The sequence below is a fragment of the Trichococcus patagoniensis genome (genome assembly GCF_003051085.1).
Classification (GTDB): domain Bacteria; phylum Bacillota; class Bacilli; order Lactobacillales; family Aerococcaceae; genus Trichococcus; species Trichococcus patagoniensis.
Genome location: NZ_QAOM01000007.1, coordinates 1 through 24,442 on the forward strand (window position 1 = coordinate 1; position 24,442 = coordinate 24,442).

General features: G+C 46.3%; 23 protein-coding genes. 17 read left to right on the plus strand and 6 right to left on the minus strand.

Annotated features, from left to right (window positions below; genetic code table 11):
- Positions 1–145: 145 nt before the first annotated feature.
- The gene (gene zwf / locus C8U37_RS05725) at positions 146–1,666 is read right to left on the minus strand and encodes a glucose-6-phosphate dehydrogenase (protein ID WP_108032312.1); all 1,521 of its coding nucleotides are present in this window, start codon (positions 1,664–1,666) and stop codon (positions 146–148) included.
- Positions 1,667–1,930: 264 nt separating this feature from the next.
- Between zwf and C8U37_RS05730 the strand changes: the two genes are divergently transcribed.
- On the plus strand, positions 1,931–3,247 hold the full coding sequence (locus tag C8U37_RS05730) for a DEAD/DEAH box helicase (RefSeq protein WP_425445658.1): 1,317 nt from the start codon (positions 1,931–1,933) through the stop codon (positions 3,245–3,247).
- A gap of 232 nt (positions 3,248–3,479) precedes the next feature.
- Here the strand turns inward: C8U37_RS05730 and C8U37_RS05735 are convergent, their stop codons facing one another.
- Positions 3,480–4,268 (minus strand): DUF1189 family protein, encoded by a 789-nt coding sequence (locus tag C8U37_RS05735; protein WP_170100203.1) that lies wholly within the window; start codon positions 4,266–4,268, stop codon positions 3,480–3,482.
- Between the two features lie 142 nt (positions 4,269–4,410).
- On the opposite strand from C8U37_RS05735, the gene C8U37_RS05740 reads away from it, so the two are divergent.
- The 6 genes from C8U37_RS05740 (at position 4,411) to C8U37_RS05765 (ending at position 9,814) form a co-directional block, all read left to right on the plus strand.
- A complete protein-coding gene (locus C8U37_RS05740) occupies positions 4,411–5,019 on the plus strand; it encodes a superoxide dismutase (RefSeq protein WP_106448676.1) in 609 nt (202 codons plus the stop codon).
- A 209-nt stretch (positions 5,020–5,228) separates the two neighbouring features.
- Positions 5,229–5,666: a MarR family winged helix-turn-helix transcriptional regulator gene (locus C8U37_RS05745; protein ID WP_108032315.1), complete on the plus strand. Its 438-nt coding sequence runs from the start codon at positions 5,229–5,231 to the stop codon at positions 5,664–5,666.
- 102 nt (positions 5,667–5,768) lie between these two features.
- Positions 5,769–6,860 (plus strand): ABC transporter permease, encoded by a 1,092-nt coding sequence (locus C8U37_RS05750; protein ID WP_108032316.1) that lies wholly within the window; start codon positions 5,769–5,771, stop codon positions 6,858–6,860.
- Positions 6,861–6,870: 10 nt separating this feature from the next.
- On the plus strand, positions 6,871–7,548 hold the full coding sequence (locus C8U37_RS05755) for an ABC transporter ATP-binding protein (protein WP_108032317.1): 678 nt from the start codon (positions 6,871–6,873) through the stop codon (positions 7,546–7,548).
- 32 nt (positions 7,549–7,580) lie between these two features.
- Positions 7,581–7,982 (plus strand): DUF2177 family protein, encoded by a 402-nt coding sequence (locus tag C8U37_RS05760; protein ID WP_211306140.1) that lies wholly within the window; start codon positions 7,581–7,583, stop codon positions 7,980–7,982.
- 38 nt (positions 7,983–8,020) lie between these two features.
- Positions 8,021–9,814 carry a DAK2 domain-containing protein gene (locus C8U37_RS05765; protein ID WP_108032319.1) on the plus strand — a complete coding sequence of 598 codons (1,794 nt, stop codon included), beginning with the start codon at positions 8,021–8,023 and terminating at the stop codon, positions 9,812–9,814.
- Between the two features lie 71 nt (positions 9,815–9,885).
- On the opposite strand, the gene C8U37_RS05770 is transcribed toward C8U37_RS05765, so the two are convergent.
- The gene (locus tag C8U37_RS05770; RefSeq protein WP_170100204.1) at positions 9,886–12,540 is read right to left on the minus strand and encodes a YfhO family protein; all 2,655 of its coding nucleotides are present in this window, start codon (positions 12,538–12,540) and stop codon (positions 9,886–9,888) included.
- 263 nt (positions 12,541–12,803) lie between these two features.
- On the opposite strand from C8U37_RS05770, the gene C8U37_RS05775 reads away from it, so the two are divergent.
- Complete coding sequence (locus tag C8U37_RS05775; protein ID WP_108032321.1) at positions 12,804–14,852, plus strand: peptidoglycan D,D-transpeptidase FtsI family protein; 2,049 nt, start codon at positions 12,804–12,806, stop codon at positions 14,850–14,852.
- Between the two features lie 114 nt (positions 14,853–14,966).
- Here the strand turns inward: C8U37_RS05775 and C8U37_RS05780 are convergent, their stop codons facing one another.
- Both C8U37_RS05780 and C8U37_RS05785 read right to left on the minus strand, forming a co-directional pair.
- Entirely contained in the window at positions 14,967–15,473 is a 507-nt protein-coding gene (locus C8U37_RS05780; protein ID WP_108032322.1) for a hypothetical protein, read from the minus strand.
- A gap of 13 nt (positions 15,474–15,486) precedes the next feature.
- Positions 15,487–15,852, minus strand: coding sequence for a DUF6115 domain-containing protein (locus C8U37_RS05785; protein ID WP_108032323.1), 366 nt, complete (start codon positions 15,850–15,852; stop codon positions 15,487–15,489).
- Between the two features lie 220 nt (positions 15,853–16,072).
- Between C8U37_RS05785 and rpmG the strand changes: the two genes are divergently transcribed.
- The 6 genes from rpmG (at position 16,073) to C8U37_RS05815 (ending at position 20,220) form a co-directional block, all read left to right on the plus strand.
- Positions 16,073–16,222: a 50S ribosomal protein L33 gene (gene rpmG, locus C8U37_RS05790; RefSeq protein WP_068560829.1), complete on the plus strand. Its 150-nt coding sequence runs from the start codon at positions 16,073–16,075 to the stop codon at positions 16,220–16,222.
- Positions 16,223–16,324: 102 nt separating this feature from the next.
- The gene (locus C8U37_RS05795; protein ID WP_108032324.1) at positions 16,325–16,870 is read left to right on the plus strand and encodes a 5-formyltetrahydrofolate cyclo-ligase; all 546 of its coding nucleotides are present in this window, start codon (positions 16,325–16,327) and stop codon (positions 16,868–16,870) included.
- Positions 16,871–16,902: 32 nt separating this feature from the next.
- Positions 16,903–17,604, plus strand: coding sequence for a rhomboid family intramembrane serine protease (locus tag C8U37_RS05800; RefSeq protein ID WP_108032325.1), 702 nt, complete (start codon positions 16,903–16,905; stop codon positions 17,602–17,604).
- Positions 17,605–17,633: 29 nt separating this feature from the next.
- Positions 17,634–18,602, plus strand: coding sequence for an ROK family glucokinase (locus tag C8U37_RS05805; RefSeq protein WP_108032326.1), 969 nt, complete (start codon positions 17,634–17,636; stop codon positions 18,600–18,602).
- A gap of 48 nt (positions 18,603–18,650) precedes the next feature.
- The gene (locus C8U37_RS05810; RefSeq protein ID WP_146161815.1) at positions 18,651–19,736 is read left to right on the plus strand and encodes a YqgU-like beta propeller domain-containing protein; all 1,086 of its coding nucleotides are present in this window, start codon (positions 18,651–18,653) and stop codon (positions 19,734–19,736) included.
- Between the two features lie 49 nt (positions 19,737–19,785).
- Positions 19,786–20,220 carry a rhodanese-like domain-containing protein gene (locus tag C8U37_RS05815; RefSeq protein ID WP_086985224.1) on the plus strand — a complete coding sequence of 145 codons (435 nt, stop codon included), beginning with the start codon at positions 19,786–19,788 and terminating at the stop codon, positions 20,218–20,220.
- A gap of 64 nt (positions 20,221–20,284) precedes the next feature.
- Here the strand turns inward: C8U37_RS05815 and C8U37_RS05820 are convergent, their stop codons facing one another.
- On the minus strand, positions 20,285–20,419 hold the full coding sequence (locus C8U37_RS05820) for a DUF4044 domain-containing protein (protein ID WP_108032328.1): 135 nt from the start codon (positions 20,417–20,419) through the stop codon (positions 20,285–20,287).
- A gap of 183 nt (positions 20,420–20,602) precedes the next feature.
- Between C8U37_RS05820 and gndA the strand changes: the two genes are divergently transcribed.
- The 3 genes from gndA to C8U37_RS05835 all read left to right on the plus strand — a co-directional run bounded on the left by gndA (position 20,603) and on the right by C8U37_RS05835 (position 24,417).
- Positions 20,603–22,039: an NADP-dependent phosphogluconate dehydrogenase gene (gene gndA / locus C8U37_RS05825; protein WP_108032329.1), complete on the plus strand. Its 1,437-nt coding sequence runs from the start codon at positions 20,603–20,605 to the stop codon at positions 22,037–22,039.
- Positions 22,040–22,211: 172 nt separating this feature from the next.
- Entirely contained in the window at positions 22,212–22,913 is a 702-nt protein-coding gene (locus C8U37_RS05830; RefSeq protein ID WP_108032330.1) for a response regulator transcription factor, read from the plus strand.
- A 22-nt stretch (positions 22,914–22,935) separates the two neighbouring features.
- Positions 22,936–24,417, plus strand: coding sequence for a HAMP domain-containing sensor histidine kinase (locus tag C8U37_RS05835; RefSeq protein ID WP_170100205.1), 1,482 nt, complete (start codon positions 22,936–22,938; stop codon positions 24,415–24,417).
- Positions 24,418–24,442: the final 25 nt, after the last annotated feature.

Consider the following 24,442-nt stretch of genomic DNA (forward strand, 5'->3'; position numbering starts at 1 on the left):
CCTCTATTTTACCATTGTGGAACCAAAACAAAAACTGTGAAACATGCGCCAGCACAACATTCCACAGCCGAAAAATTATATACTTTCCTATAATACGAAAAAGGCCGGAAAAAAGCGAAACGACGCTTTTTTCCGGCCTTTAGTTTTATTCATTTTCCTGTTTTTCTTTGTAACTTTGACTCCAGTTGAATTCAGTCCAGCGGAAACCGTCCTGTTCAAGCAAAGCGTCACTTTCTTTGGGTCCCATCGAGTGGCTCTCATACGCGAAAAGGGTATCCGTGCAATCTTCTTGGGCGTCCCAAACTTTGCGGATTTCATCAACGAAGTGCCAAGATTGTGCGACTTCATCCCAGTGGGAAAAGTTTGTCGGATCGCCGTTCAGGCAATCCAATAAGAGGCGTTCATAGGCTTCAGGGCTGTTTGCCTGCGTTTCTTCATCATAGATGTGGTGCATGCGAATATTTTTCATCTCAGTTCCTTGGCCGACCCGTTTGGCGTTCAGGCGTAAGGAGAAGCCTTCCAGCGGAGAAACATGGATGGTCAGTACATTCGGTTCAGCGATTTCATCGACGCCTTCGGTAGGGAAGATATTCATCGATACGTGTTTGAACTGGATATGGATGTAGGTTTCTTTTGAAGCCATGTGTTTACCGGTTCGGATGTAGAAAGGAACGCCTTTCCAACGGAAATTATCGACTAATATTTTGCCGGCCACAAAGGTTTCGGTTGATGAAGCAGGATTGACGTTAGGTTCCTCCCGGTAGGCTTGCAACGCTTTTGCAGGATTTCCGGCGTACTGGGCCCGGATAAAGTTGCGGTTGACCTCTTCGGGTGTGTTGTACAGACGCAGGGAACGAAGAGCTTTAATTTTCTCGGAACGGACATCTTCGCCTTGCAAGGACAGCGGCGGTTCCATAACCAACAAGGCTACGATCTGAAGAATATGATTTTGCACCATATCGCGCAAAGCGCCATTGTTATCGTAATAAGCACCGCGTTCCTCAACACCTACAGTCTCGGAGAGGGTGATCTGAACATTGTCGATGTACTTGTTGTTCCACAGCGATTCGAAAATCATATTGGAGAATCGCACGGCAGAGATGTTCTGCACCATTTCTTTGCCCAAATAATGATCGATACGGAAAATTTGGTTCTCGTCAAACGATTTGCGCAGCTTAGTGTTCAGCGCATCCGCGGATGCAAAATCGCGCCCAAATGGCTTCTCGATGATCAAACGGTTGAATCCGTCTTCTGTGATCAGTTTTTGTTCTTTCAGTTTTTCGGCAATGATACCGAAAAATTCAGGAGACATCGCCAGATAGAAAATACGGTTTCCTGCCAGCGAATACTTGGCATCCAAGGATTCGGACAAAATCTTCAATTTGACGTAGTGTTCCGAGTCGTTGACGTTATGGGCGATGTAATAGAAATGGGCTGCAAAAGAAACCGCATCTTCCTTATCCTCAGTCAAATCTTTGATGGAATCCAAGACCACTTCACGGAAATGTTCATCGGACCAGTCTCGTCTCGCTGTTCCGATGACGGCAAAATTATCTTTGATGAATCCTTTTTTGTATAAGCGAAATAATGATGGATATAGTTTACGGTGAGCCAAATCACCTGTTGCTCCAAATATAGTGAACAGAGCAGTATTTTGGGTAATCATTACATGCCCCCCTTTTATTATGATTAGATTCTATTCATTATATCATTATACTATTATCATTTACGGTTGGCAATGAAAGAAAGCGTCTGTTTTCATGTTGACGGTATCTTTGCCGGGGTGCTTTCGTCAATGTGCATAAATATATTGCGAATAAATTTACGGACTCGGTTTTCATATTCTTATTTGAAATTAAGGATTAAAACTTGCACGTGTGTTATAATGGTAAGGCATAAAATACGCAGAAGAAAAACAAGAGGTGTAAACGTGGAATTTAAAGACTTTCAATTGAAGCCATTTTTGCTGGAGGCAATCAGCAAATTGAATTTCAAAGAACCGACCGATATCCAAAAACAAATTATCCCGATCATTCGAACCGGCAAGAGTGTGATTGGTCAATCGCAGACAGGAACAGGGAAAAGCCATAGCTTCTTGCTGCCCTTGATCGATGCCATCGATCCAGCAAAAAATGAAGTCCAAGTTGTCATCACTTCACCTAGCCGTGAGCTAGCTGAACAACTGTATCAGACAGCCAGTCAACTGGTCTCAAACGCGCCTGAAGAAATCCGTATCGTCAGCTACGTAGGCGGCACAGACAAAAAACGTCAAATGTCGAAACTAGTCAACAACCAACCGCATATCGTCATCGGAACTCCCGGCAGAATCCTTGACCTGATCAATGAGCAAGCACTGAAGATCCATACCGCATCCAAAATGGTCATTGACGAAGCGGATATGACACTGGATCTGGGCTTCCTGCATGATGTCGATCAGATTGCCGGCCGCTTGCCGGAGAAACTCCAGATGCTGGTATTCTCCGCTACGATCCCAGAGAAACTGAAGGGTTTCTTGAAGAAATACGTCGAAAATCCTGTCGTTGTCCAGTTGAAACCGGAACATATCATTGCACCGGCAATCGATAATCTGTTGCTGTCCACTAAAGGACAAGCAAAAATTGATGTTCTGTATCAAGTGTTGACTATGGGAGAACCATATCTGGCATTGATTTTTGCCAATACAAAACAAAATGCCGAGGAAATCGCGGATGGGCTGAGACAACGTGGTATTCAGCCGGCTGTCTTGCATGGCGATGTGCCGGCTCGTGAACGCAAACGCATCATGAGAAGAGTCCATAATCTGGAGTACCAATTCATGGTGGCTACCGATTTGGCGGCACGCGGCATCGATATCGAAGGCGTTTCACACGTCATCAACTATGAATTGCCGAAGGACATGGAATTCTTCGTACACCGTACGGGCAGAACGGGACGCAGCAACTTAAAAGGAACTGCGATCACTTTGTACGCACCGGGTGAAGAAAAGGCAATCGATGATCTGGAGAAGTATGGCGTTGTTTTCAAACCAGTCGCTATCGAAAAAGATCAACTTGTTGAAACTTACGAAAGAAAACGCCGTGAGATGAGAAACGCTCCGAGTCAATTGGAACCCGATCACCGTATCCGCGGCATGGTAAACAAGGCCAAAAAACAAGTGAAGCCCGGCTACAAACGCAAGTTGAAAGAAAATATCGCCAGCCAACAGAAACGCAAAAGAAGAGCAAGCAAAACCCGCAACCACGGATAAAAGATAAGAAAAGCGGAACGGGTTCGTTTAGCCCTGAAAGAAATTTAGGAAATCAGTCCGACTGAGCATCGTAGAGCGCAATAGGACTGATTTATCTAATTTCCGAAGGGCTTACCCGTGTAGCTAGCCAACAATATAATCAAAGAGGCCGCAGTAGATGATCTTTCGATCATCTACTGCGGCCTCTTTTTAGGCAGGAAGCGGACATTGCCGAAAAGTTGCGGCTTTCCTGCTAATCTTTAAGGGCTTTGTAGAAATAGAAAATACCGATGAAGGCAATCGCTTCATCCTGAATCATAGGGTAGAGGCCGAAGCCGTTCAACAGGCTGAAGAAAACCACCGGGACGACGGAAGCTATCAGCGCCATCCTTAGTATTTCGCGGAAAGGGAGTTTTTTCCGCATGAATCCTGTCAATACGTTCGCGAACAGCGCGATTATCAACAGCGTCAGAAGCACACTGAACGAAGAAATGAAAAGACTGAACAAGAGCATGATCACGCCGGAAAAAAGCTGATCGCTGGAAAAATTGCCCAGCAACTTTTTGAACGACTTGTCCGTAAGGTCATCGGACTGCTCATAGGGCAACCTGAACGGGACGTCTTGAGCGTAGAGTGTGAAGGCATCTTTTGAAAATACGAGGCTCAAAATCAAAACAGGAGATGACATTTCTTTTTCGAGTTCTCTCTGCGTGTAAACTTCCTGACTATCGAACGCCAACAGGACGGTGTCGGTTTTATAAATGAAACCTTTTTCCATGGGTTTCTCCAACTGCAATTCGCTGTCCGAAATAGTGAATGCAGGTATTTTGTCAGCTATCACGCCCGCATCTGCCGAAAATTTTTGCAACGTGGCATACCCATCCAGAAAAAGGGGGATGCTGACGATAAGTGAGAGCAAGATGAAGAGCAAAAAGGCAGGGCCTTTTTTTAATGTCTTGGCACCCAACAATTGCTTTGGATCCATAAAACTGACTTTGACTAAACTGACGATTGAGATTGTGATCACCGCTTTCTGCATCATACTTGTCCAGTCTATCGAAAATGGATTCATTTAGCAATCAAAAATTGCTACGGCTTCGAGGCATTATTTTTGATAAAGTGAGCAATTGATGATACAGTGAAATCAGTCAGAAATCACTAAACTATTTTAGGAGGAATTTAACATGGCTTTTACATTACCGGCATTACCTTACGCGTACGACGCTTTGACACCATATATCGATGAGGAAACGATGCATTTGCATCATGAAAAACATCATAATACCTACATTACGAATGTGAACGCGGCATTGGAGAAACACCCTGAGTTGGCTGAAAAAACGATTGAGGAATTATTGGCTGACTTGAACAGCGTTCCGGAGGACATCCGTACGGCTGTCCGCAACAACGGTGGCGGACATGCAAACCACAGCTTATTCTGGACAGTTTTGGCGCCTAATGCAGGCGGAGAACCTACAGGAGCTGTCAAGGACGGAATCGAAGAAGCATTCGGCAGTTTTGATGCCATGAAGGAAAAATTCGCAGCGGCAGCAGTAGGCCGTTTCGGATCTGGCTGGGCTTGGCTGGTAGTTTCCGATGGTAAATTGGAAATCACATCTACACCAAACCAAGATTCGCCGATCAGCGAAGGCAAAACGCCAATTTTGGGGCTTGATGTATGGGAACATGCTTATTACTTGAACTACAAGAACGTGCGTCCTGAGTACATCAAAGCATTCTGGAACCTTGTGAACTGGGATGAAGTCAACAGCCGTTTAGCGGCCGCAAAATAAGCAATAAAGTTATTGCAATCCACTTAAAGGATTCAGAGCAAACGCTCTGAGTCTTTTTTTCTTTGGTTGGATGCAGCAGGGCCTATCCAATAAAATTGTGGGCCATTACGAGTGCGTTTAGTTTACTTTCCGGACCCAATCGCTTAACATATATCTTGTAAGATATATGTTAACTACTCAAGTCCAGTGGATAAAGGAGAGTGTGTTGAATGGAGGAGTCTATTTTTGATAGAGCGCTTGAGGACCAACTTTGTTTCGAAGTGTACCGGAGTGCGAGCGGTTTCGGTAAAATGTATAACCGCGCCTTGAAGGAATTCCAATTGACATTCCCGCAGTACCTGGTCCTGTTGGCGTTGTGGGATGAGGACCATGTTTATATCAAACACATTGGTGAGCAGTTAGGCATGGGCATCGGAACTTTGAACCCGATATTGAACCGCCTTGAGAAACAGGGGTGGCTCACCAAGGAATCATCCCTGTTGGATAAGCGGGCTATGGTCGTTTCATTGAGTGAAAAAAGCATTCATTCAAAAAAAGCAATTCATTCGGCTGTTTTGTCCGAAGTGAATGCCTGCAACTTGGCAGACATCGATGGCCTGTTTTTGATTCAACAACTGAAGCTGTTGAATCAGGCGATGAATCAGTAGCTTGCTAGTGCAGATGACCAAAAAAGGATTACTGTTCTGAAGAGTCATCCTTTTTTATCATCTGCTGAAAAAAATTCAAAAAGAGATAAAGGGGTTGTGAAAATGTTTTTAGCTTGGAAAGAGATTAAACATTCTAAAACAAGGTTTTCTTTGATAATTGGAGTGATGGTGCTGGTGTCATATCTGGTGTTCTTCTTGGTGGGCCTTGCCTACGGATTGGCGCAGGACAACCGAACCAGCATTGATAAATGGGATGCTGACGGCATTATTCTGACGGATGAGTCGAATACGAACATCAATATGTCCATGATGCCAAAGGGAGCCATCAATGATGTGAACGCAAACGATGCGGCTGTTATCGGGATAGCGCCCAACGTCGTCAGACAAAAAGGAACTGCAGGCGATGATGCAAAAATAAATACAACTTTTTTCGGCATCGAACCGGACCAATTCCTGATGCCTGAAATAATCGAAGGGAAAGCTTTCGAAAATGATGATGAAGTCGTTGCGGACATCAGCTTGAAGGAAGAAGAAGGCATCGTCATAGGGGACACTCTCCAGTTGGCAGGATCGGACAAGGAAGTCAAAGTTGTCGGATTCACTGAAGATGCTAAGTTCAGCGTCGCGCCTGTTCTGTACACAAGTGTATCTTCCTATCAGGACGTGCGTTTTGAACAAATCGACGAATCCGAGGAAGGGCGCATCAGTGCGATTGTTGTGCGGGGAAGCGATGATACGATTGCAGGTGTGGAGACCGGAAATGAAGATTTGAAAATATATCCGATTTCTGATTACATCAATGAAATTCCCGGATACACTGCCCAGGTGTTGACATTCGGCCTGATGATCGGATTTTTGGTCGTCATTGCGGCTGTGGTGATCGGTATTTTTATCTATGTCCTAACCATGCAGAAATCCAGCATGTTCGGTGTGATGAAAGCGCAAGGGATTTCGAGCGGCTATATCGCAAAATCGGTCGTCATCCAAACGTTTTTATTGGCTGCTATCGGAGTAGGCATCGGGTTATTGTTGACGGGCGCAACGGCAATGGTGTTGCCTGCAGCCGTACCTTACCAAACGAACCTGAATTTTCTGGCAATCATTGCGGCTTTGTTGATCATCATGGCTATGGTCGGCGGCGCATTTTCAGTAAGGGCAGTAGTCAAAATCGATCCATTGAAAGCAATCGGATAGGAGTGAGCATATGAAATTAATCGAATTGATAGATGTATCCCGTTCATTCGGGGAAGGCGAATTAAGGATCGATGCATTGAAGTCAACCAATCTTGCTGTTGAAGCCGGAGAATTTGTTGCAATCATCGGGCCGAGCGGGTCGGGTAAAAGTACATTTTTGACCATTACGGGTGGCTTGCAGTCCCCTTCCGAAGGTCGAGTGCTGATAAACGGCAATCCCTTCAGTGATGTGAGCGAGAAAAAACGGGCAAAATTGCGGTTCGAGGAGATCGGATTCATACTCCAAGCCTCGAATCTGGTTCCTTTTTTGACGGTCCAGGATCAGCTGCATTTGGCCAACAAAGTCGACCGTAGCAAAGTGGACAAACAAAAACGGGACGAATTATTGAAAGAATTGGGTATCTTCGAATTGAAGAACAAATTTCCGAGTGACCTATCCGGCGGCCAGAGGCAACGTGTCGCCATCGCCCGTGCTCTCTACCATGACCCTGCTGTCATTCTTGCGGATGAACCGACCGCCAGTCTGGATACGCAAAAGGCATTCGAAGTGGTGGAGATTTTGGCGAGGGAAACAAAGATTAAGAAAAAGGCGACCATTATGGTTACCCACGATGAACGCCTGATAGATTATTGTGATAAAGTATATGTAATGAAAGACGGCATTTTGTCCCAAAGGTTAGGTAGCTGAAACAACAACGGGTTACAGAAAGGGAGGAAGAAATGATGGACAGCATCAAATTGTATTTCTTGACATTTTTTGTGTTCTTTTTAGTGGATATTGTCTGGTTGGGTGTTTTATCCAAAAATATTTACAGCAAGTATTTGGGTCATCTCATGGCTCCGAATGTCAATTGGGTGGCGGCGCTGATCTTCTATCTGTTGTTCATAGGCGGTCTCGTATTTTTTGTGATTCATCCGGCCCTTTTGAAGGAAAGTCTGCAATATGCCATTTTGGCTGGCGGTTTTTTCGGATTGATTGCGTACGCGACGTATGATTTGACTAATCTGGCCACTTTGAAAGATTGGCCGATCACGATTACGCTGATTGATTTGGCTTGGGGAACGTTTTTGAACGCAGCAACTGCCGGCATCACGTATGTTGCGGCACAAAGATTTCTGTGAGCAACCAAATTAGGCTAAGAGCGGATGGGGGAAGACCAATGGACATTTCAAAATTGGACAGCGAAAAGCTTTACTATTCTTTTGTGTCGGGTGCACAGGAGGTCATAAAAAACAAAAACAGCCTGAATGAAATCAATGTGTTTCCGGTCGCTGACGGGGATACCGGCAGCAATCTTTCTTCAACCATGCATGCGATCATCTTGGATGCAAAAATCTCTGGATCCGTCAAGGAAACGATGAACAGCATAGCCGATGCTGCTTTGACGGGTGCCCGGGGAAACTCCGGCATCATCATTGCGCAATACATAAATGGGATCTTTCTCAGCCTGATGGATGAGGAGACGATAACCATCCCTTCATTTGCGGAAACGGTCAAAAATGCGGTTCCTTATGCCTATCAGGCCATTTCCGATCCGGTGGAAGGGACAATCATCACCGTCATCCGGGAATGGGCAGATGCGGTTTACAGCCATAAAGACCTTTCGGCCAACTTCTCCGAATTGTTTTCAAAATCGCTGATCACGGCCAATAAATCTTTGGAAGCGACGACATCCCGTTTGAAAGTGCTCCAGGATTCCAAAGTCGTCGATTCCGGCGCAAAGGGGTTTGTCTACTTTCTGCAAGGATTTGCGACGTTTTTGCGCACCGGAAAGGTGGACTTGGAGGCCAACGATGAACCGGAAGATCTTTCTTTCAATGAGGAATTGATCCATAGCCAAGGGGAGATACACCATCGCTATTGTACCGAAGCCCTGTTGTCAGGGGATTCGATTGATCTGGAAGCATTGAAAGCGGAACTGGCACTCTACGGGGATTCCTTGATTGTGGCAGGCAACAACCACAAAGCCAGAATCCATATCCACGCCAATGCACCGGAGCAGGTATTCCAGGTTTTGCGCAAAAAAGGCATCATCCTGCAGCAGAAGGCGGACGATATGGTCAGACAGAACGAATCAGCCTTTGACCGGAAATACGACACTGCATTGATCACGGACTCGATCGCGGACATTCCGCAGGCAATGCTCGATCACTATCAAGTGCATATGTTGCCGCTCAACCTGAATTTTGACAACACCTCCTATCTCGATAAGGTGACGATGACGCCAGAACTTTTCTACCCTTTGTTGGAAGAAGCCATCGAATACCCGAAAAGTTCACAGCCGAATCCAATCGTTGTCGAGAAATATCTGGAAACCGTGCTTTCCCATTACGATAAAGTCATCATTTTGACTGTCGCCAAGGAGCAGAGCGGAACCAACAGCGTGTTCCAGAATGCCGTCTCGAAAAAACTGCATGAAGGCAAAAAAATTGCCGTGATCGATTCGAAACGGAATTCCGGTGCGGAAGGGTTGCTTGTCATGAAAGCGGCAGAAATGATCGCGGCGGAAACGCCTTTTGATGAAATCGTTGGAGCGATTGAACGGTTGAGGGACCGGACGAACATCTTCGTCAGCGTCAAAAACTTGAAATACATGGTGAGGTCCGGACGTTTAGGGAAAATTTCGGGCTTTGCCGCGATGTCGATCAATCTGAAGCCGGTCGTATCCATCGATGCGCAAGGCAAAGGTTCGATAGCCGAGAAGGCATTCAGCGAAAAAGGCAATGAGAAGAAGCTGTTCCGATTGCTGGAAAAAGTGAATGCACAGGAGAAGATTTCAAGGTATGCGATCGTGCATGCCAATAACCCCGAAAAAGCTGAAGCATATCGTGAGCGCAGTGTCATCCTGCTTGGCAAGGAACCTGAATATATCATGAACATTTCCACGATCGTCGGAATGAGCGCCGGAGTCGGCACTGTGGCGATTTCGTATATGTGTGAGGAGGAAGCATAAGATTTTCCCATGGTTCCCAAAATGACTAAATAAATAAGAAAAGCGGCTGGGAAGCTTCCCAACCGCTTTTCTTATTTATTTTTACGATATTTTCTCAATAATAAGGCGCCAGCGATTGAAATCCCGCTGATGGACAAGCCGGTCATCAGATAAGGGGTGCGGTACGTCAACGCGATGGTATGCTTGCCTGAGCTGATCGGCACCGCCAGCAGGCCATTCAGAGCAGTGGTTGTTTCTGCAGTTGCCCCATCGATCGTCACTTCCCAGCCTTCGCTGTAGGGAATCGTTGTCAACAAAATTTCATCTTCAGCCTCGATCATGACGGAACCTGTGATGTGCGTCTGGCTGAAAGAAGTGATTGTCATGCCTTCAGCCTGACGATCCGAAATGGTTTCCTCGAACAGAGCTTTGTTCAATTCGTAAAGTTTCAGGTCCTGTACCCGAATCGAGTCCTCGCGCAGTTCGATCGTGAAGGTGATGTTTTCACCCTGCTGGTTGCTTGCGATATTGATGACCTGATCGTTCCGGAAGGTCGTATAATAATCCAACTTCACATTATTCACATAAAGGGTTGCATCATCGTCGTCAATGCCCGCGTCCAGAATCAGATAATAAGGATTGTCGCTGGTAGGGGTGAACTGGAATTCGATTCTGGAGATTGCCCCATCCACAGACCGATAGTAGGTTGTGTTCTGTGCATCCTCAGCAGCGGATGTGACATTCTGGAAGACGTTGGAATCGAACGGACGCAATGAGAAATAAGGTTGGATGCTTTCCTGATTGTTGAAAGCATCCAACAGCTGTTCCTGCATCAATATGGGCTGATCCTCGATCAACTCGAGATCCAAGACACTTTCGGAAACCCCGAATGCCAATGACAACGCGTATGGATTTTCAAAGGTGGTGGTTCGGTCGGTTTCGGAATAAAGACCGTACTGGGTCATATCCGGGCGGGTGGAGTTGCGGTTCAAACGGTACACGCCGTCGTTGAGGTCATAAAATGTTTCCGGCAACTTCTTGTCCTGGATGAAATATTTCACGCCGAAAAGCGCATCCGTAAACAAAGTCCCGGTTGAGTATACGATAAAGCCGTTCCCATCCGGAAAGCCCAATGATCCGAACAAGCCGGGAATCTCCTTTTCAAAAGTGGAGCTGAAATGATTGATTCCTGCATAATTGGCTTGGAAACTGTCGTTTTTGGAGCGTTGGAACGTTTTTTCGATCCGGTAGAATGTGTCTTCGTGTGGCCGCACATCCGCCAGCATCGTATTCAGATTCGTTTGGTAATCGGCGAATTCGTCCTGCTTGACATAGCCCAAGCGAAACAGGTCGATGGCTGCATTTGCCGTCATCTCTGCGGTGACCACGAAAAGCAAAGCGTAGGTCAGCCATTTTCTGGGTTGGTCCCTGAGCATCAGCAACACGAGAACAAGGACGGAAATGACTGCTGTTATCAAAACCTGGACAGGCTCCAGAAATTCAAAATCCTTTTTCAGCACATAGATGGCAGTGGCTGCATTCGCGATCAAAAGACCGCAGGCCAGCGAAAAGGGAAAAGGGCGATAGGAACGCAATGCCCGAAAACCGTTCAACAGGAAAAAGAAGCAAACGGTGAACGAAAAACGGTAAGGGTACCAGATCGGATATTGTCCGGCATGCCAAATTTTATTCAGAAACTGGACGTTCATCGCCAGAAAAAAGAGGGCGGTCAGCGCAAGTGAGGTGAACCGTTCTTTTTTTGAAAAGGCGGGATGAAAAAAATAGTAGATGTATGCAGTCAGCGCGACAGTGCCGATAAAGAGATTGGGATGTCCGCTGGGCATCTGGTCAAAATTGAACGCTCCGACATAAAACTTCGAAACCACTTCGAAGGGATCATAGGCGAAACGCCAATCGATCAGATTGTTGACATAGCTTGCCTTGCTTCCCAATAGCGAGTAAAAGGTGGGCAGCAGCAGGACGGCGGCAAAGCCAGCTCCAAGCAAGGAATAACCGGTGAATCGGGCTGATTGGGTGAAGAAGTGCTTCAGCTGCGCCTTCAGGTTGTTCGGGCCGATAATCTCTTGTCTGGAAAATGCGAAAAGGTAATAGAAAACAAGGAAAACACAGATCATGAATCCGATGTAATAATTGGAAAACAGCATCACTCCGAGAAAGAAGCTGTAAGACAGACCACTTTCACTCGACATCAGTTTCTCCAAACCAAGAATGATAAGAGGCAGGAAAACGAGCCCGTCCAGCCACATGACGTTCAATTGATTGACGATGACGTAACCCATCAAGGCATAACTCAAGGCGAAGGATGGAACCAACAAGCCTTTGCCTTCGAACCGGGAAATCAACAGATGAGCAAAAGTCAGTCCTGACGCCGAAACTTTCATCAGGATCAAGATGGTCACCGCCAAGGGCAGCTGAGACTGCGGGAAAAGCAGAAAAATGAGATTGAATGGACTCATCAGATAGTAAGCCCACAGCCCCAACATCTCGCCGCCGAATGATTTTGTGAATGAAAAGAAAAGGGCGGAAGGATCGGACAATAAGGTGGTGCGGTAATAACTGAAAAAATCCACATATTGCTGACCGAGATCGACCGTCAGCAAGGTGCTGTTGCCGAAAGGATAAACGCCCATGGTGGCATAGATGACCATCATCACAAACAAGGGCAGTAAGAACGAAAGGAAAAGCATATTTTTTTGCGGGTATAGGGTTATGAAACGCTTCAGCATGCTGCACATTCCTCCTTAAAATGAAATTTTTGTGGCGTTCCTTCAGAGTCGCCTGACCATGAGTGAACGCTCGGGATAGTTGAAGCGAAAATTTCACAAGCGCTTCTGCTATTTTAGCATATCCCGCTGGTTTTATGAAGAATCTGAGGTTGTCTGGGCATATCCAACAAAGGCACATCTTTAAAAATTTATTGCGTCGTTTGTAATGCATGCTTTTTTTGCTATAATAGGTTGTCGAACTATGGTTTTAGGAAGGTGTAAAATTGGAAGATAATACCCAAAGCAAAAGAAAGAGAAAATCGCATATCCCGTTTCGCTTGAACCTGCTCTTTTTTATCGTGTTCTCGCTGTTTTCTGCGGTGATATTCCGGTTGGGATACCTGCAGATCGTTCGCGGAGATGAATTCGAAGCCATCGTGAAACGCACAGAAACGACACTTGTGACGGAATCAGTGCCGCGCGGTTTGATATATGACAGAGACGGCAACATCCTTGTAGGCAATGAACCTCAGCATTCCATAACCTACACCAGAGGAGCAAACACGACAGCAGAGGAAATGGCGAAGGTCGCCTCTGCATTGGCCGGTCTGATAAACGTCAGCATTGATGAACTGACGGAGCGTGATCAGAAGGATTATTGGATGGCTGTTAACAATGAAGTCATGTTGAAGCGTCTGTCGGATGATGAAAAGTTGTTGCCGGGTTCTGAATTGTATGAAGTGGAGCTAGCAAAAATAACGGCGGAAGACATCGCTTATTCTGATGAACAAAAAGAAATTGCCGCAATCTTTAAGCGAATGAACAGCGCGTATGCCCTGTCGACCACAAGCATCAAAAATAAGGATGTTTCGGATGTAGAACTGGCTCAGGTGAGCGAAAATCTGTCCGGTCTGTCCGGTGTGGATGTGGCGACAGATTGGGTCAGGATCTACCCAGAATCCGACTTGCTGAAGAGTATTTTAGGTGGAGTGACCAGTGAGAAAATCGGTTTGCCGAGCGACCAAGTCGCCACCTATTTGGCAAAAGGGTACGCCAGGAACGACCGCGTCGGAAACTCCTACTTGGAGCAGGAATACGAATCGGTGCTCTCAGGCACGAAATCGCAATGGGAAACGATCACGGATCAATCAGGTGAGGTTGTGACCCGGGAGGAATCCTACGAAGGAAAAGCCGGGGATAACCTGGTTCTGACTATCGATATCGATTTTCAAAAGGAAATCGAACAGATTGCTACTGAGTTCTTGAACAGCAATGTCGATTCCTATAACGACCGGGTGTACATAGTGGCATCTGATCCGAATACAGGTGAAATCCTGGGCATGACCGGGAAGCAACGCTCGACATCCAACGAAATTGTGGATGATGCATTGGGTGTCATCAATTCCAGTTACGGGATGGGTTCGGCTGTGAAGGGCGCGATGGTGCTTACCGGATACATGAGCGGTGTCATCAGCACGGACAACAATGTCCTCGTCGATGAACCGTTGCAATTCCAAGGTTCAAATCTGAAAAAGTCAGTTTTCAACCCGTCAATCGGCAGCCAAGTGGCGATCAACGACATCGAGGCGTTAGCCCGTTCATCGAATATTTATATGGTTAAATTGGCGATGCTGATGGGGGGGCAATCCAGCTATGAATCGGGAGGCACCTTGAATATTTCCGCAGACCTGATCGACGAGCTGCGCAGCTACTTTGCCCAGTTTGGCTTGGGTGTGAAGACGGGGATCGACCTACCGAACGAAGGCAGCGGACTGACCGGATTCGATCAGGCGGCAGTTAACGTAGTCGACCAATCATTCGGACAGTACGATCTGTACACGACCCTTCAATTGTCGCAATACATCAATACCATTGCTAATGGCGGCACCCGCTACGCGCCGCAACTGGTTTCGGAAATCCGCAGCACGGATGAGAACGGATCTTTGGGAGCTTTGGAAACCACCCTGGAGACAAAAGTAATGAACCAGGTCGATGTCGGCGCCGAAGCGATGGAACGTGTCCAACAAGGATTTTATCAAGTAACCCACAGTGCGAACGGAACGGCCTATTCAACATTCGGGAAGGATTCGAATAATGTTGCCGCCAAGACAGGTACGGCGGAGGCTTTCTATGACGGCAACAATGAGAACTTGAAGGGTGAAAGTGTCTTCAATTCCACCTTTGTCGGCTATGCACCCTTCGACAATCCGGAAATTACCGTAACCGTTGTGGTCCCTTATCTCAAATCGGAAACGGGTAGGGCTACACCGATAGCCAAGAAAGTTTTTGATGCCTACTTCAACACAGGGGATTACGCAGCAAAAGCCGAGTAACCAATCAACAGGGAAGCGACGATCAGCTGCTTACCACCAAATAAACACAAAGAAGGTGCCGGAACAAGGATGTTACAATCCTTGTTCCGGCACCTTCTTTTTTTTGCTGGGTTATTATTCCAGTGTGATCATATCGGCGATGACTTCATAGCCCATGTCCTGGGACAATTGGTACTCTCCGATATTTATTTTCATGACAAGATTCCGGTCATTCAGGTACTGTTCAAAGACAGCCCGATCGGTAATGAGTCCCGCACTGACCAGATTGTCGATGACGACGGACGTCGGTTGTCCGGAAGTGATGACAAACGTGACGGGCGTGTTTGCGGCAGGGGCAGCTGAACTTTCGGCAATGCTCGCTGTTTCAGCCGGTGCACTGGAGGACACTGCAGCTCCCTCGGCAGGAGCGCTGCTTTTGGCAGCCTCATTAAGTTGCTTCTGCAATTCCAATTCCGCCAAAGTACTTTCATATTTCTCTTGATAATCCGTTGAATCGGCATTTGCTTCTCCGTTGAAGGTGCTGCCAGGGAGTGCTTCCGGATAGAAGAGCTGGAAGCCGGCCAACAGTACGGCAGACAACAAAAAACCGATGGATATAAAACGAAGCTTTTGTTTGTTCACTTTATTTTCTCCTCTATACGATTGATTGCTCTATGTAGTTATCGACAACGAGTTGCACGGTGGTGATAGGGACGGACAGTTGCTCAGCAATCTCATCGAACGTTCTTCCGCTTGTATACAAAGTGATGATGTGTTGCTTAGTCAGATTGTGTACTTTTTTGACGGTCTGCGAATCTTCGGAAACGGGTACTTCTTTTCCCAATTCTTCCTCCACAGCGATGAGCCGTTGCTTCACTTCATGGATTTCTTCCGTTAATTGTAATGTGTATTCACTCATCTCATCGGCGAATTTGCGATCATTATCCTTAACGAAAAATGATGCAAACAGCAATATGATTGCGATTGTCAGTAAGACAATCACGATGGTCCATTGTTCCATCTTTGTCACCTCAATTCTTCTTTTTGACGCCTGATAACATTCTAATGAAATTCGCTTGTTTCTGCAACCTTATCTGGGATTTTATTGGCTTAAAGCTCAAAAAATTGGACTTGCGCAGAAGTTGTTCAAAAAAAAGTGGCATAATTTTTCCATAAGTGATACAATGAGAAACGCAGAAGATGATTCGATCTTCAATTTTTTTATGTTTGGAGGGAAGAATATGCGGTTAAATATTACATTGGAATGTACGGAGTGTAAAGAACGTAATTACTTATCAAAGAAAAACAAACGTAACAACCCGGACCGTCTTGAAGTGAAAAAATATTGTCCACGTGAAAGACGCGTGACTTTGCATCGTGAAACAAAATAATTAAAACGACAACAGGATATCCTGTTGTTTTTTTATTTTATCCGGAAGGATGTTTTCCAGAGTAAAAACGGCGTATGCGAGAACGCTTTAGGAGGGATTCTCATGAAAGAACAAATAAGAAAAGAGATGTTGGGGAGATTGAGGGATTTGCCGTCCCGAGATCGGATCCGGATGGAGCAAGAGCTGACGACAGCAGTCTGCAACAGCAACGAGTGGCGTGCTTCAAAGACGATAGGCGTCACATGGTCCATTTTTCCGGAAATCGATACGCACAAAATCATCCAAACGGGGCTTGAAGAAGGAAAGCGGATAGTCGTTCCCTATTCCGGCAAGGACCGCGTGATGACTTTTCATGAATACTCGCCGGATACTGCCATGTCAAGGAGCAAATTCGGCATCATGGAACCAGTCGACAAGCGTAACCCGGTTCCACCCGAAGCAATCGATCTGCTGCTTGTTCCCGGATTGGCATTTTCGGAAACGGGTTACCGCATCGGGTTCGGCGGCGGCTATTATGACCGCTATCTGGCTGCCTACAACGGGCATACCTTGTCGGTGCTGTTCCCATTCCAATTGTTTAAGGATCCTCATTGGGAAATCGAAGCCTTTGATGTGCCGGTCCAAAAGTTGTTGACGACAGCATTCTAGTATAAAATAGGATAATAATGGAAGGGAGTGTCATGATGCGGGCATATAATACCAAAAGATCCTATTTACCGGATAAATTTTCTGTAACACACTTGTTCTTGGCCATCCAGATCGTCATTTTTCTGTTGATGACTCTGAACGGGGGAAGCACCAACGTACTGACGCTTATCCTGTTCGGCGCCAAATTTAACCCAGCCATCGCACAAGGGGAATGGTGGCGTTTGATTGCGCCTATGTTCATCCATATAGGCTTCACGCACATTCTGGTGAACAGCATTACCTTGTATTATTTGGGTACGCAGATGGAGATTCTATATGGCTCTTTGCGTTTTGCGCTGATCTATCTCCTGAGCGGCTTGATGGGGAATCTCATGAGTTTCGCCTTCAACGATTCGATTTCAGCCGGCGCAAGCACCTCCCTATTCGGGTTGTTTGCCGCAGCCATCGTTCTGGGCCGTCAGTTTCCGCACAACTCCGGGATCCAACTTATGGCCCGGAATTTTACGATGCTGATTTTCCTGAATTTCTTCTTCGGATTTTTTTCATCAGCAGTCGATAATTTCGGGCATCTTGGCGGGGCACTGGGCGGAGCGCTTTCGGCTGTGTTCATCGCGATGCCGCGCACTGCCAAAAGCCAAAATGGATTGAGGCTTCTTTTTCTGGTCCTTTATCTTGTGAGCGCTATATTCTTTGCTTATTCGGGTTTAATGCGGACCGGTTTTGCGTTATACTAGATACAAATTGAACAATTGGAGGAAATGACGTGTATAAAAAATTTATCGGTATTGATTTAGGCGGCACTTCAGTGAAATTGGCTATCTTAACAGCAGAAGGGGATATCCAGCAAAAATGGAGCATCCCTACGAACATAAATGATGAGGGGACGCACATCGTACCTGATATCATAGCTTCAATCAAACACCATCTGGATCTCTACCAAATGACTGCTGAGGATTTTCAGGGCATCGGCATGGGATCTCCGGGAGCAGTGGACCGTGAAGCGGGTACTGTCGAGGGCGCTTTCAACCTGAACTGGAAAACGCCTCAGCCTGTACGTGAAGCGATCGAGCGTGAAATCGGCATCCCTATTTATATTGACAATGATGCAAACGTTGCCGCGCTTGGGGAAAAATGGCGAGGCGCCGGTGCGGATGATCGTGACGTCGTATTTGTGACACTTGGCACAGGTGTCGGCGGGGGAATCATAGCGGAAGGCAATCTGATCCATGGTACTGCAGGTTCCGGCGGCGAAATCGGCCACATGACTGTAGAACCAGGCGGATTTGACTGTACGTGCGGAAAGAAAGGCTGTTTGGAGACCGTCGCCAGCGCAACAGGCGTCGTCAAATTGGCACGCAAGCATGCGGAAGAATATGCCGGCAACGCGCAGCTGAAATTCATCATCGACGATGGCCAGGAGATTACTTCCAAAATGATTTTTGATTTGGCAAAAGAGGGAGACGAGTTGGCTGTCCTGGTAGTCGATCGCGCTGCCTATTATCTGGGTTTGGCCTGCAGCCATATCGGCAATCTTTTGAATCCGGCTTATATCGTTATCGGTGGCGGTGTATCAGCAGCCGGGGAATACCTTTTGGAGCAAGTAAGAACTTATTTTGCTGAATTCTCATTTCCGAACGTCAAGAAGACTACGCATATCAAATTAGCCGCACTTGGAAATGATGCCGGAATAGTTGGAGCAGCTTATCTTGCACTGACGGAGATCAGCAAATAGAGCCTGAACATTTTCGGGAAAAGAAAATGCGGGAGGATGGAGGGTGGCATGGGAAAAAGAGGACTAGCATGGTTTATTCTCTCACTCTCAAGTGTTTTGATTCTGGTGGCCTGTACCCAACGGTTGACATATCCCGACCAGCCTGACGCAAGTGAGCAGGATCTTTCCTCTGGCAGTAGCCTTTCGACGATTTCCAAGGATGAATTCCTTTATGCTGTGGGCTGGCTGGACGACAAAACTATTCTTGTAGCATTGGAATCAAATGGAGAATACGGTTTGTACAGCCATGACCTGCTCACGGGGGAAGACCAGCTGATCCGGGCTTTTTCAGACCGGCTTGTTTTTGCTGCGCTTTCCGCAAACGGCCAGCGGATGCTGGTCCAGGTCGCAATGCAACAAGGAAATAACGTCATGATGATCGACAAGTCAGGGAAATCACTGGCTGATTTTCATTTTTCTGAAGGTATTTTGAAGAGCGTTTCCTGGAATCCGACCAACGAAGGGCAGTTGTTCCTTTCAGTCCAAAAAACAATGGGCAGGTCCGTCAATTACCTTTGGGATATATCGAATGGCGAATGGATTGAAATGCCGGATACAGAGGATATGCCCGTTTGGTATTCAGAAAACATGTACCTCCACAAAAAAACGGGGACCGATGGCGCTTCTGTGCTGGTATTGAGTGACATTCGTTTTCCCGGCAAAGATACGGTCATCGATAGGGAAATACTCGCTTACGGACTGGAAGGCGAATCCGTATGGGTAGTGACACCTTCAGATTTCAATGAGAAAGAGTTGCTTGTCCTGTCTTACTATCCGCTTCTGATTACCCAAGGCTATGTTACCCTGCCGCGTATTCCCGATGGAACCGGACTTGTCATTCCGGAATTTACAAAAGGGAATGACTCGGATGCAACGTTTGCTGTCATCCCGAAACGTGAGCCGGAGAGCGTTGCTGGCATCAGCTTCGAACTTGCGAAGGTCGATTTTTCCGGCAACGCTTCAGAGGTGCTGACTGAAGTCGAGCGAATGGATCCGATTTCGGCATCGCCGGATGGGACCTACGTGCTATACGGAAAGCGTTATGAGTATCTGTACGATGTGGACCACAAGGGCTGGATACAATTGACGGAATAGAAAAAAAGTCGTTAAAACTGTAGCAATGCGCCTTCCACAAGTGTAAAATATGAGAGCAAGAGTATGGAAAGGATGGATTTATTTGAATTTAACTGGAATTGATATTTTTAATATCGCATTATGGATATTCATCATCGGATATGCCATTTATCAAGCTTATTTTTATTTCCAAAGAAAGAATGCGGCGACGACGCTGACTGCAGAGGAATTCAGAAAAGACCTGCGTAAAGCGCAATTGATCGATGTCCGCGAAAAAACCGAGTTCGATGCAGGCCACATTTTGGGAGCGCGGAATATCGCTTATTCAGCTTTCAAACAACGCTACCAAGAAATCCGCAAAGATCAACCGATTTATCTGTATGATCAAAATTCTATGTTGAGCGGGCGCTGCGCAGCAATACTGAAAAAAAATGGCTACAAAAACATTTTCATCCTGAAGGGCGGCTATGCCGGCTGGGACGGAAAAGTCAAAAAAGGCATCTGAGTCATTCAAAAAAGGTTCCCGGAATCAGCTAGTGGATTCCGGGAACCTTTTTGAATGGTGCTTATTACATATTTATGAACAAAGAGTACAAGACAGAAAGGATCGATCCGCCGACCATGGCCAGCAACATGATCCAGATGATGAATTTACTGAATTTATTGAATTTTGAAGAGGTAGCGCCAGTTTTCTTTATCAACATTATTCCCACCTTTTGTTTTTTACATGGCATAGTTTACAACAATAACATCAAAATGTAAACGTGGGGAATCCGGTAAAAGAAAAGAAAGCCATTATTTTCAATTGTTTGCTTTCCATTTAGGCGGATTTTTGTTAGGATTAAGATTATAGAATGATGTGTTTATCATGAAGGGAGAATTTATTTATGTCAAAACAGCAAATTGGCGTTGTCGGGATGGCCGTAATGGGCAAAAATCTAGCATTGAACATTGAAAGCAGAGGTTATTCCGTATCTGTATTCAACCGCTCCGGTTCAAAAACTGAGCAAGTGATCGCAGAAAATCCAGAAAAGAAACTGGTTCCCACTTATACGATTGAAGAATTCGTCGCGTCTTTGGAAAAACCAAGAAAAATCATGATGATGGTAAAAGCTGGGGAAGCAACCGACAAAACGATCCAATCGTTGCTGCCTCATTTGGATAAAGGTGATATCCTGATCGACGGAGGGAACACTTTCTACAAAGATACGATCCGTCGCAGCAAAGAATTGGAAAACTCAGGCATCAATTTCATCGGAACAGGCGTTTCCGGTGGTGAAGAAGGCGCTTTGAAAGGCCCATCAATCATGCCGGGCGGACAACGCGACGCATACGATCTGGTTGCACCGATTTTGGAACAGATTTCCGCTAAAGCTCCGGATGGCGAACCTTGTGTAGCTTACATCGGCAAAGGTGGCGCCGGACATTTCGTTAAGATGGTCCACAACGGAATCGAGTACGGGGATATGCAACTGATCGCAGAAGCCTATGACATCATGCACAAGTACCTTGGCATGTCAGTGGAAGAAATTGCTGCAGTCTTCATCGAATGGAACAAAGGCGAGTTGGACAGCTTCCTGATCGACATCACTGCTGACATCTTGACTAAATACGATCCTGAAACAGGGAAACCAATGGTCGAAATCATCTTGGACCGCGCCGGCAATAAAGGCACGGGTAAATGGACTTCCCAAAGTGCGTTGGACTTGGGTGTTCCGTTGCCGTTGATCACCGAATCCGTTTTTGCCCGTTACATTTCCGCTTTGAAGACAGAACGTGTCGCTGCCAGCGAAATTCTGACTGGCCCTGCTGTTACAGCTAAAGAGGGTCTTGATAAAGCAACATTTGTGGAGAGTATCCGCAAGGCACTGTACTTCAGCAAAATCATGAGCTATGCGCAAGGATTCGCGCAAATGCGCGTTGCCAGCGAAGAAAATGATTGGGATCTGAATTATGGCGAAATCGCAAAAATTTGGCGTGCAGGCTGCATCATCCGCGCGCAATTCCTGCAGAACATTACGGATGCTTACGGGAAGAATCCTGAGCTGCAGAACTTGTTGTTGGATGACTACTTCGTGGAAATCACGAAACAATACCAGGGAGCTGTACGTGAAGTGGTTGCTACGGCTGTGGTTGCAGGCGTTCCTGTACCGACATTCTCATCAGCAGTAGCTTATTTCGATTCATACCGTTCAGCTGTATTGCCTGCAAACATCATCCAAGCGCAACGCGACTACTTTGGAGCGCATACGTATGAACGCACAGACAAAGCTGGTTCTTATCACTTCGAGTGGGACAAAGAAGTGGAAGTTCCACAAGACTAAAGCGATATAGCGCCATTCTGGCCTACACTTATGTCATCCGAAGCCGTGCTTCGGATGACATTTTACTATCAGGATCATTTAATTAAGACTAATTCCCGACAGTATGTTAAAATAAAATGAAATTGTAATGGCATGTTGTTATTATTCAAATGAGACATTAGGGGAGAATTCTATGGAAAATAAAGACAAACAAAGAATATTGATTATCGAAGATGAAAAAAATCTGGCGCGTTTCATCGAGCTTGAGTTAAAACACGAAGGCTACGAAACGGAAATTTGCTACAACGGCAGAGCCGGCCTTGAAGCTGCCATGAATCAGGACTGGGATGTCATCCTTTTGGATCTGATGCTTCCTGAATTGAACGGCATCGAAGTTTGCCGTCGCTTGCGCCCGGTCAAAGATACGCCAATCATCATCATGACCGCCCGCGACTCAGTCATCGATCGTGTATCCGGTTTGGACCACGGCGCCGATGATTATATCGTGAAACCATTTGCCATTGAAGAACTTTTGGCAAGGGTACGTGCTTTGTTGCGCCGCATCGACATCGAAGAAGAGCAACGCAAGGTGAAGCAGACGACCGTCTCTTATCGTGATTTGACGATTGAAAAGGAAAACCGTGTCGTGCGCCGTGGCGACGAGCACATCGAATTGACCAAACGCGAATACGAATTATTGTTGATCCTGATGGAAAACATCAACGTTGTCCTTTCAAGGGATGTATTGCTGAATAAAGTATGGGGATACAAGACAGAAGTGGAAACAAACGTAGTGGATGTATATATCCGTTATCTGCGCAATAAAATCGATGTAGCCGGCCAAGAAAGTTATATCCAAACGGTTCGTGGCACCGGATACGTCATGCGCTCTTAATGCCATGCGCAGAATCAATTATATGCCCACCAAAAAAAGAGGAAATCCCAAGTCCATTCGCTGGAAATGGGGTTTTCTTTTAAGTATAGCTTTCTTCCTGCTGTACTTTCTGTCCGCTGTGCTGATGCTGAATGTCTACAAAGGCTATCAATACGACGAACAAAAAGATGACGCCGAGAATCTGCTGTCTTCGGTCCAATCAGCGCTGTCCGAAATCGATACGAAGCTGTCCGTCAACAGCGTCGAAAGCATGTTCGAGAAAATTTCTGTGTCCACTGTGACGAAGGGTCTCCAGTCTGTGGGCAATTACCCGTTTTTGGAGGATCTCAAGGACAGAGGGGCGAACATACGCGTATTCGATACAGATGGACAGTTGCTCTATGAGACGCAGAAGAGCTATACGACATTCATCAAAAATCCCGATACTTATTTGCGCGAGACAAAACTGAACGATCTTGAAGCGTTTGTCGCAGGCAGTCCGATCCTCAGCCAAGAGGACTCCTTCCTGTTGGGTTATGTCCAGATCGTTTTCCGATTGAATGATTATCATACAGTCGTCTCACAGATGACGCGGTATTTCTGGTTAGCCACGACAATCGTGCTCGTTTTGTCGGCGGCTGCCGGCTACGGAATCGCCATTTACTTCTTCAAGCCCATCAAACAGATGGTGGACACGATGGATGCGATCGAAGAGGATACGTTGTCCGAGACCCGCATCAAAATATCCAAAAGCAAGGACGAATTTACCGATCTTTCTGTCCATATCAACGGCCTCCTGGATAAGATGGCGCTTTACGTCACCCAGCAAAAGCAGTTTGTGGAGGATGTTTCGCATGAGTTGCGGACCCCCACAGCCATCGTTGAGGGGCATCTGAAATTGCTGAACCGTTGGGGCAAGGAAGATCCGCAAATTCTGGATGAGTCGCTTGCGGCATCCTTGACCGAGATCCAGAGAATGAAGACGTTGGTTCAGGAGATGCTGGATCTTTCCCGTGCGGAACAGGTCGAAATCCATTACAAAAATGAAGTGACGCCGATCCGGAATGTCGTGCTGCATACGTTCCATAATTTTAAGATGCTCTATCCGGATTTTGTGTTCAATCTGGATGATGATCTGAATCGCGAAATCTATGTGAACATCTATCGCAACCACTTTGAGCAAATATTGGTGATATTGATGGACAACGCCGTTAAATATTCGACTGACCGGCATGAAATCCATCTTTCGATTTCCGAATCCATGTCCTATGTCCAGATTGCCATCCAAGATTTTGGCGAGGGGATGTCCCAGGAAGATCAACAGAAGATTTTTTCGCGTTTTTACCGCGTCGATAAAGCAAGATCGCGCAACAAAGGCGGGAACGGTTTGGGCCTGTCGATCGCAAAAGAATTATTGGAAGGTTATAAAGGCGACATCACAGTCGAAAGCGTATTGGGACATGGATCTGTTTTCCGCATCCAGTTGCCGATTCTGAAGAATTATGTGCCGGATGAGGAATTGTAGGCTCTCGATTGGAGAACGCCCCTTA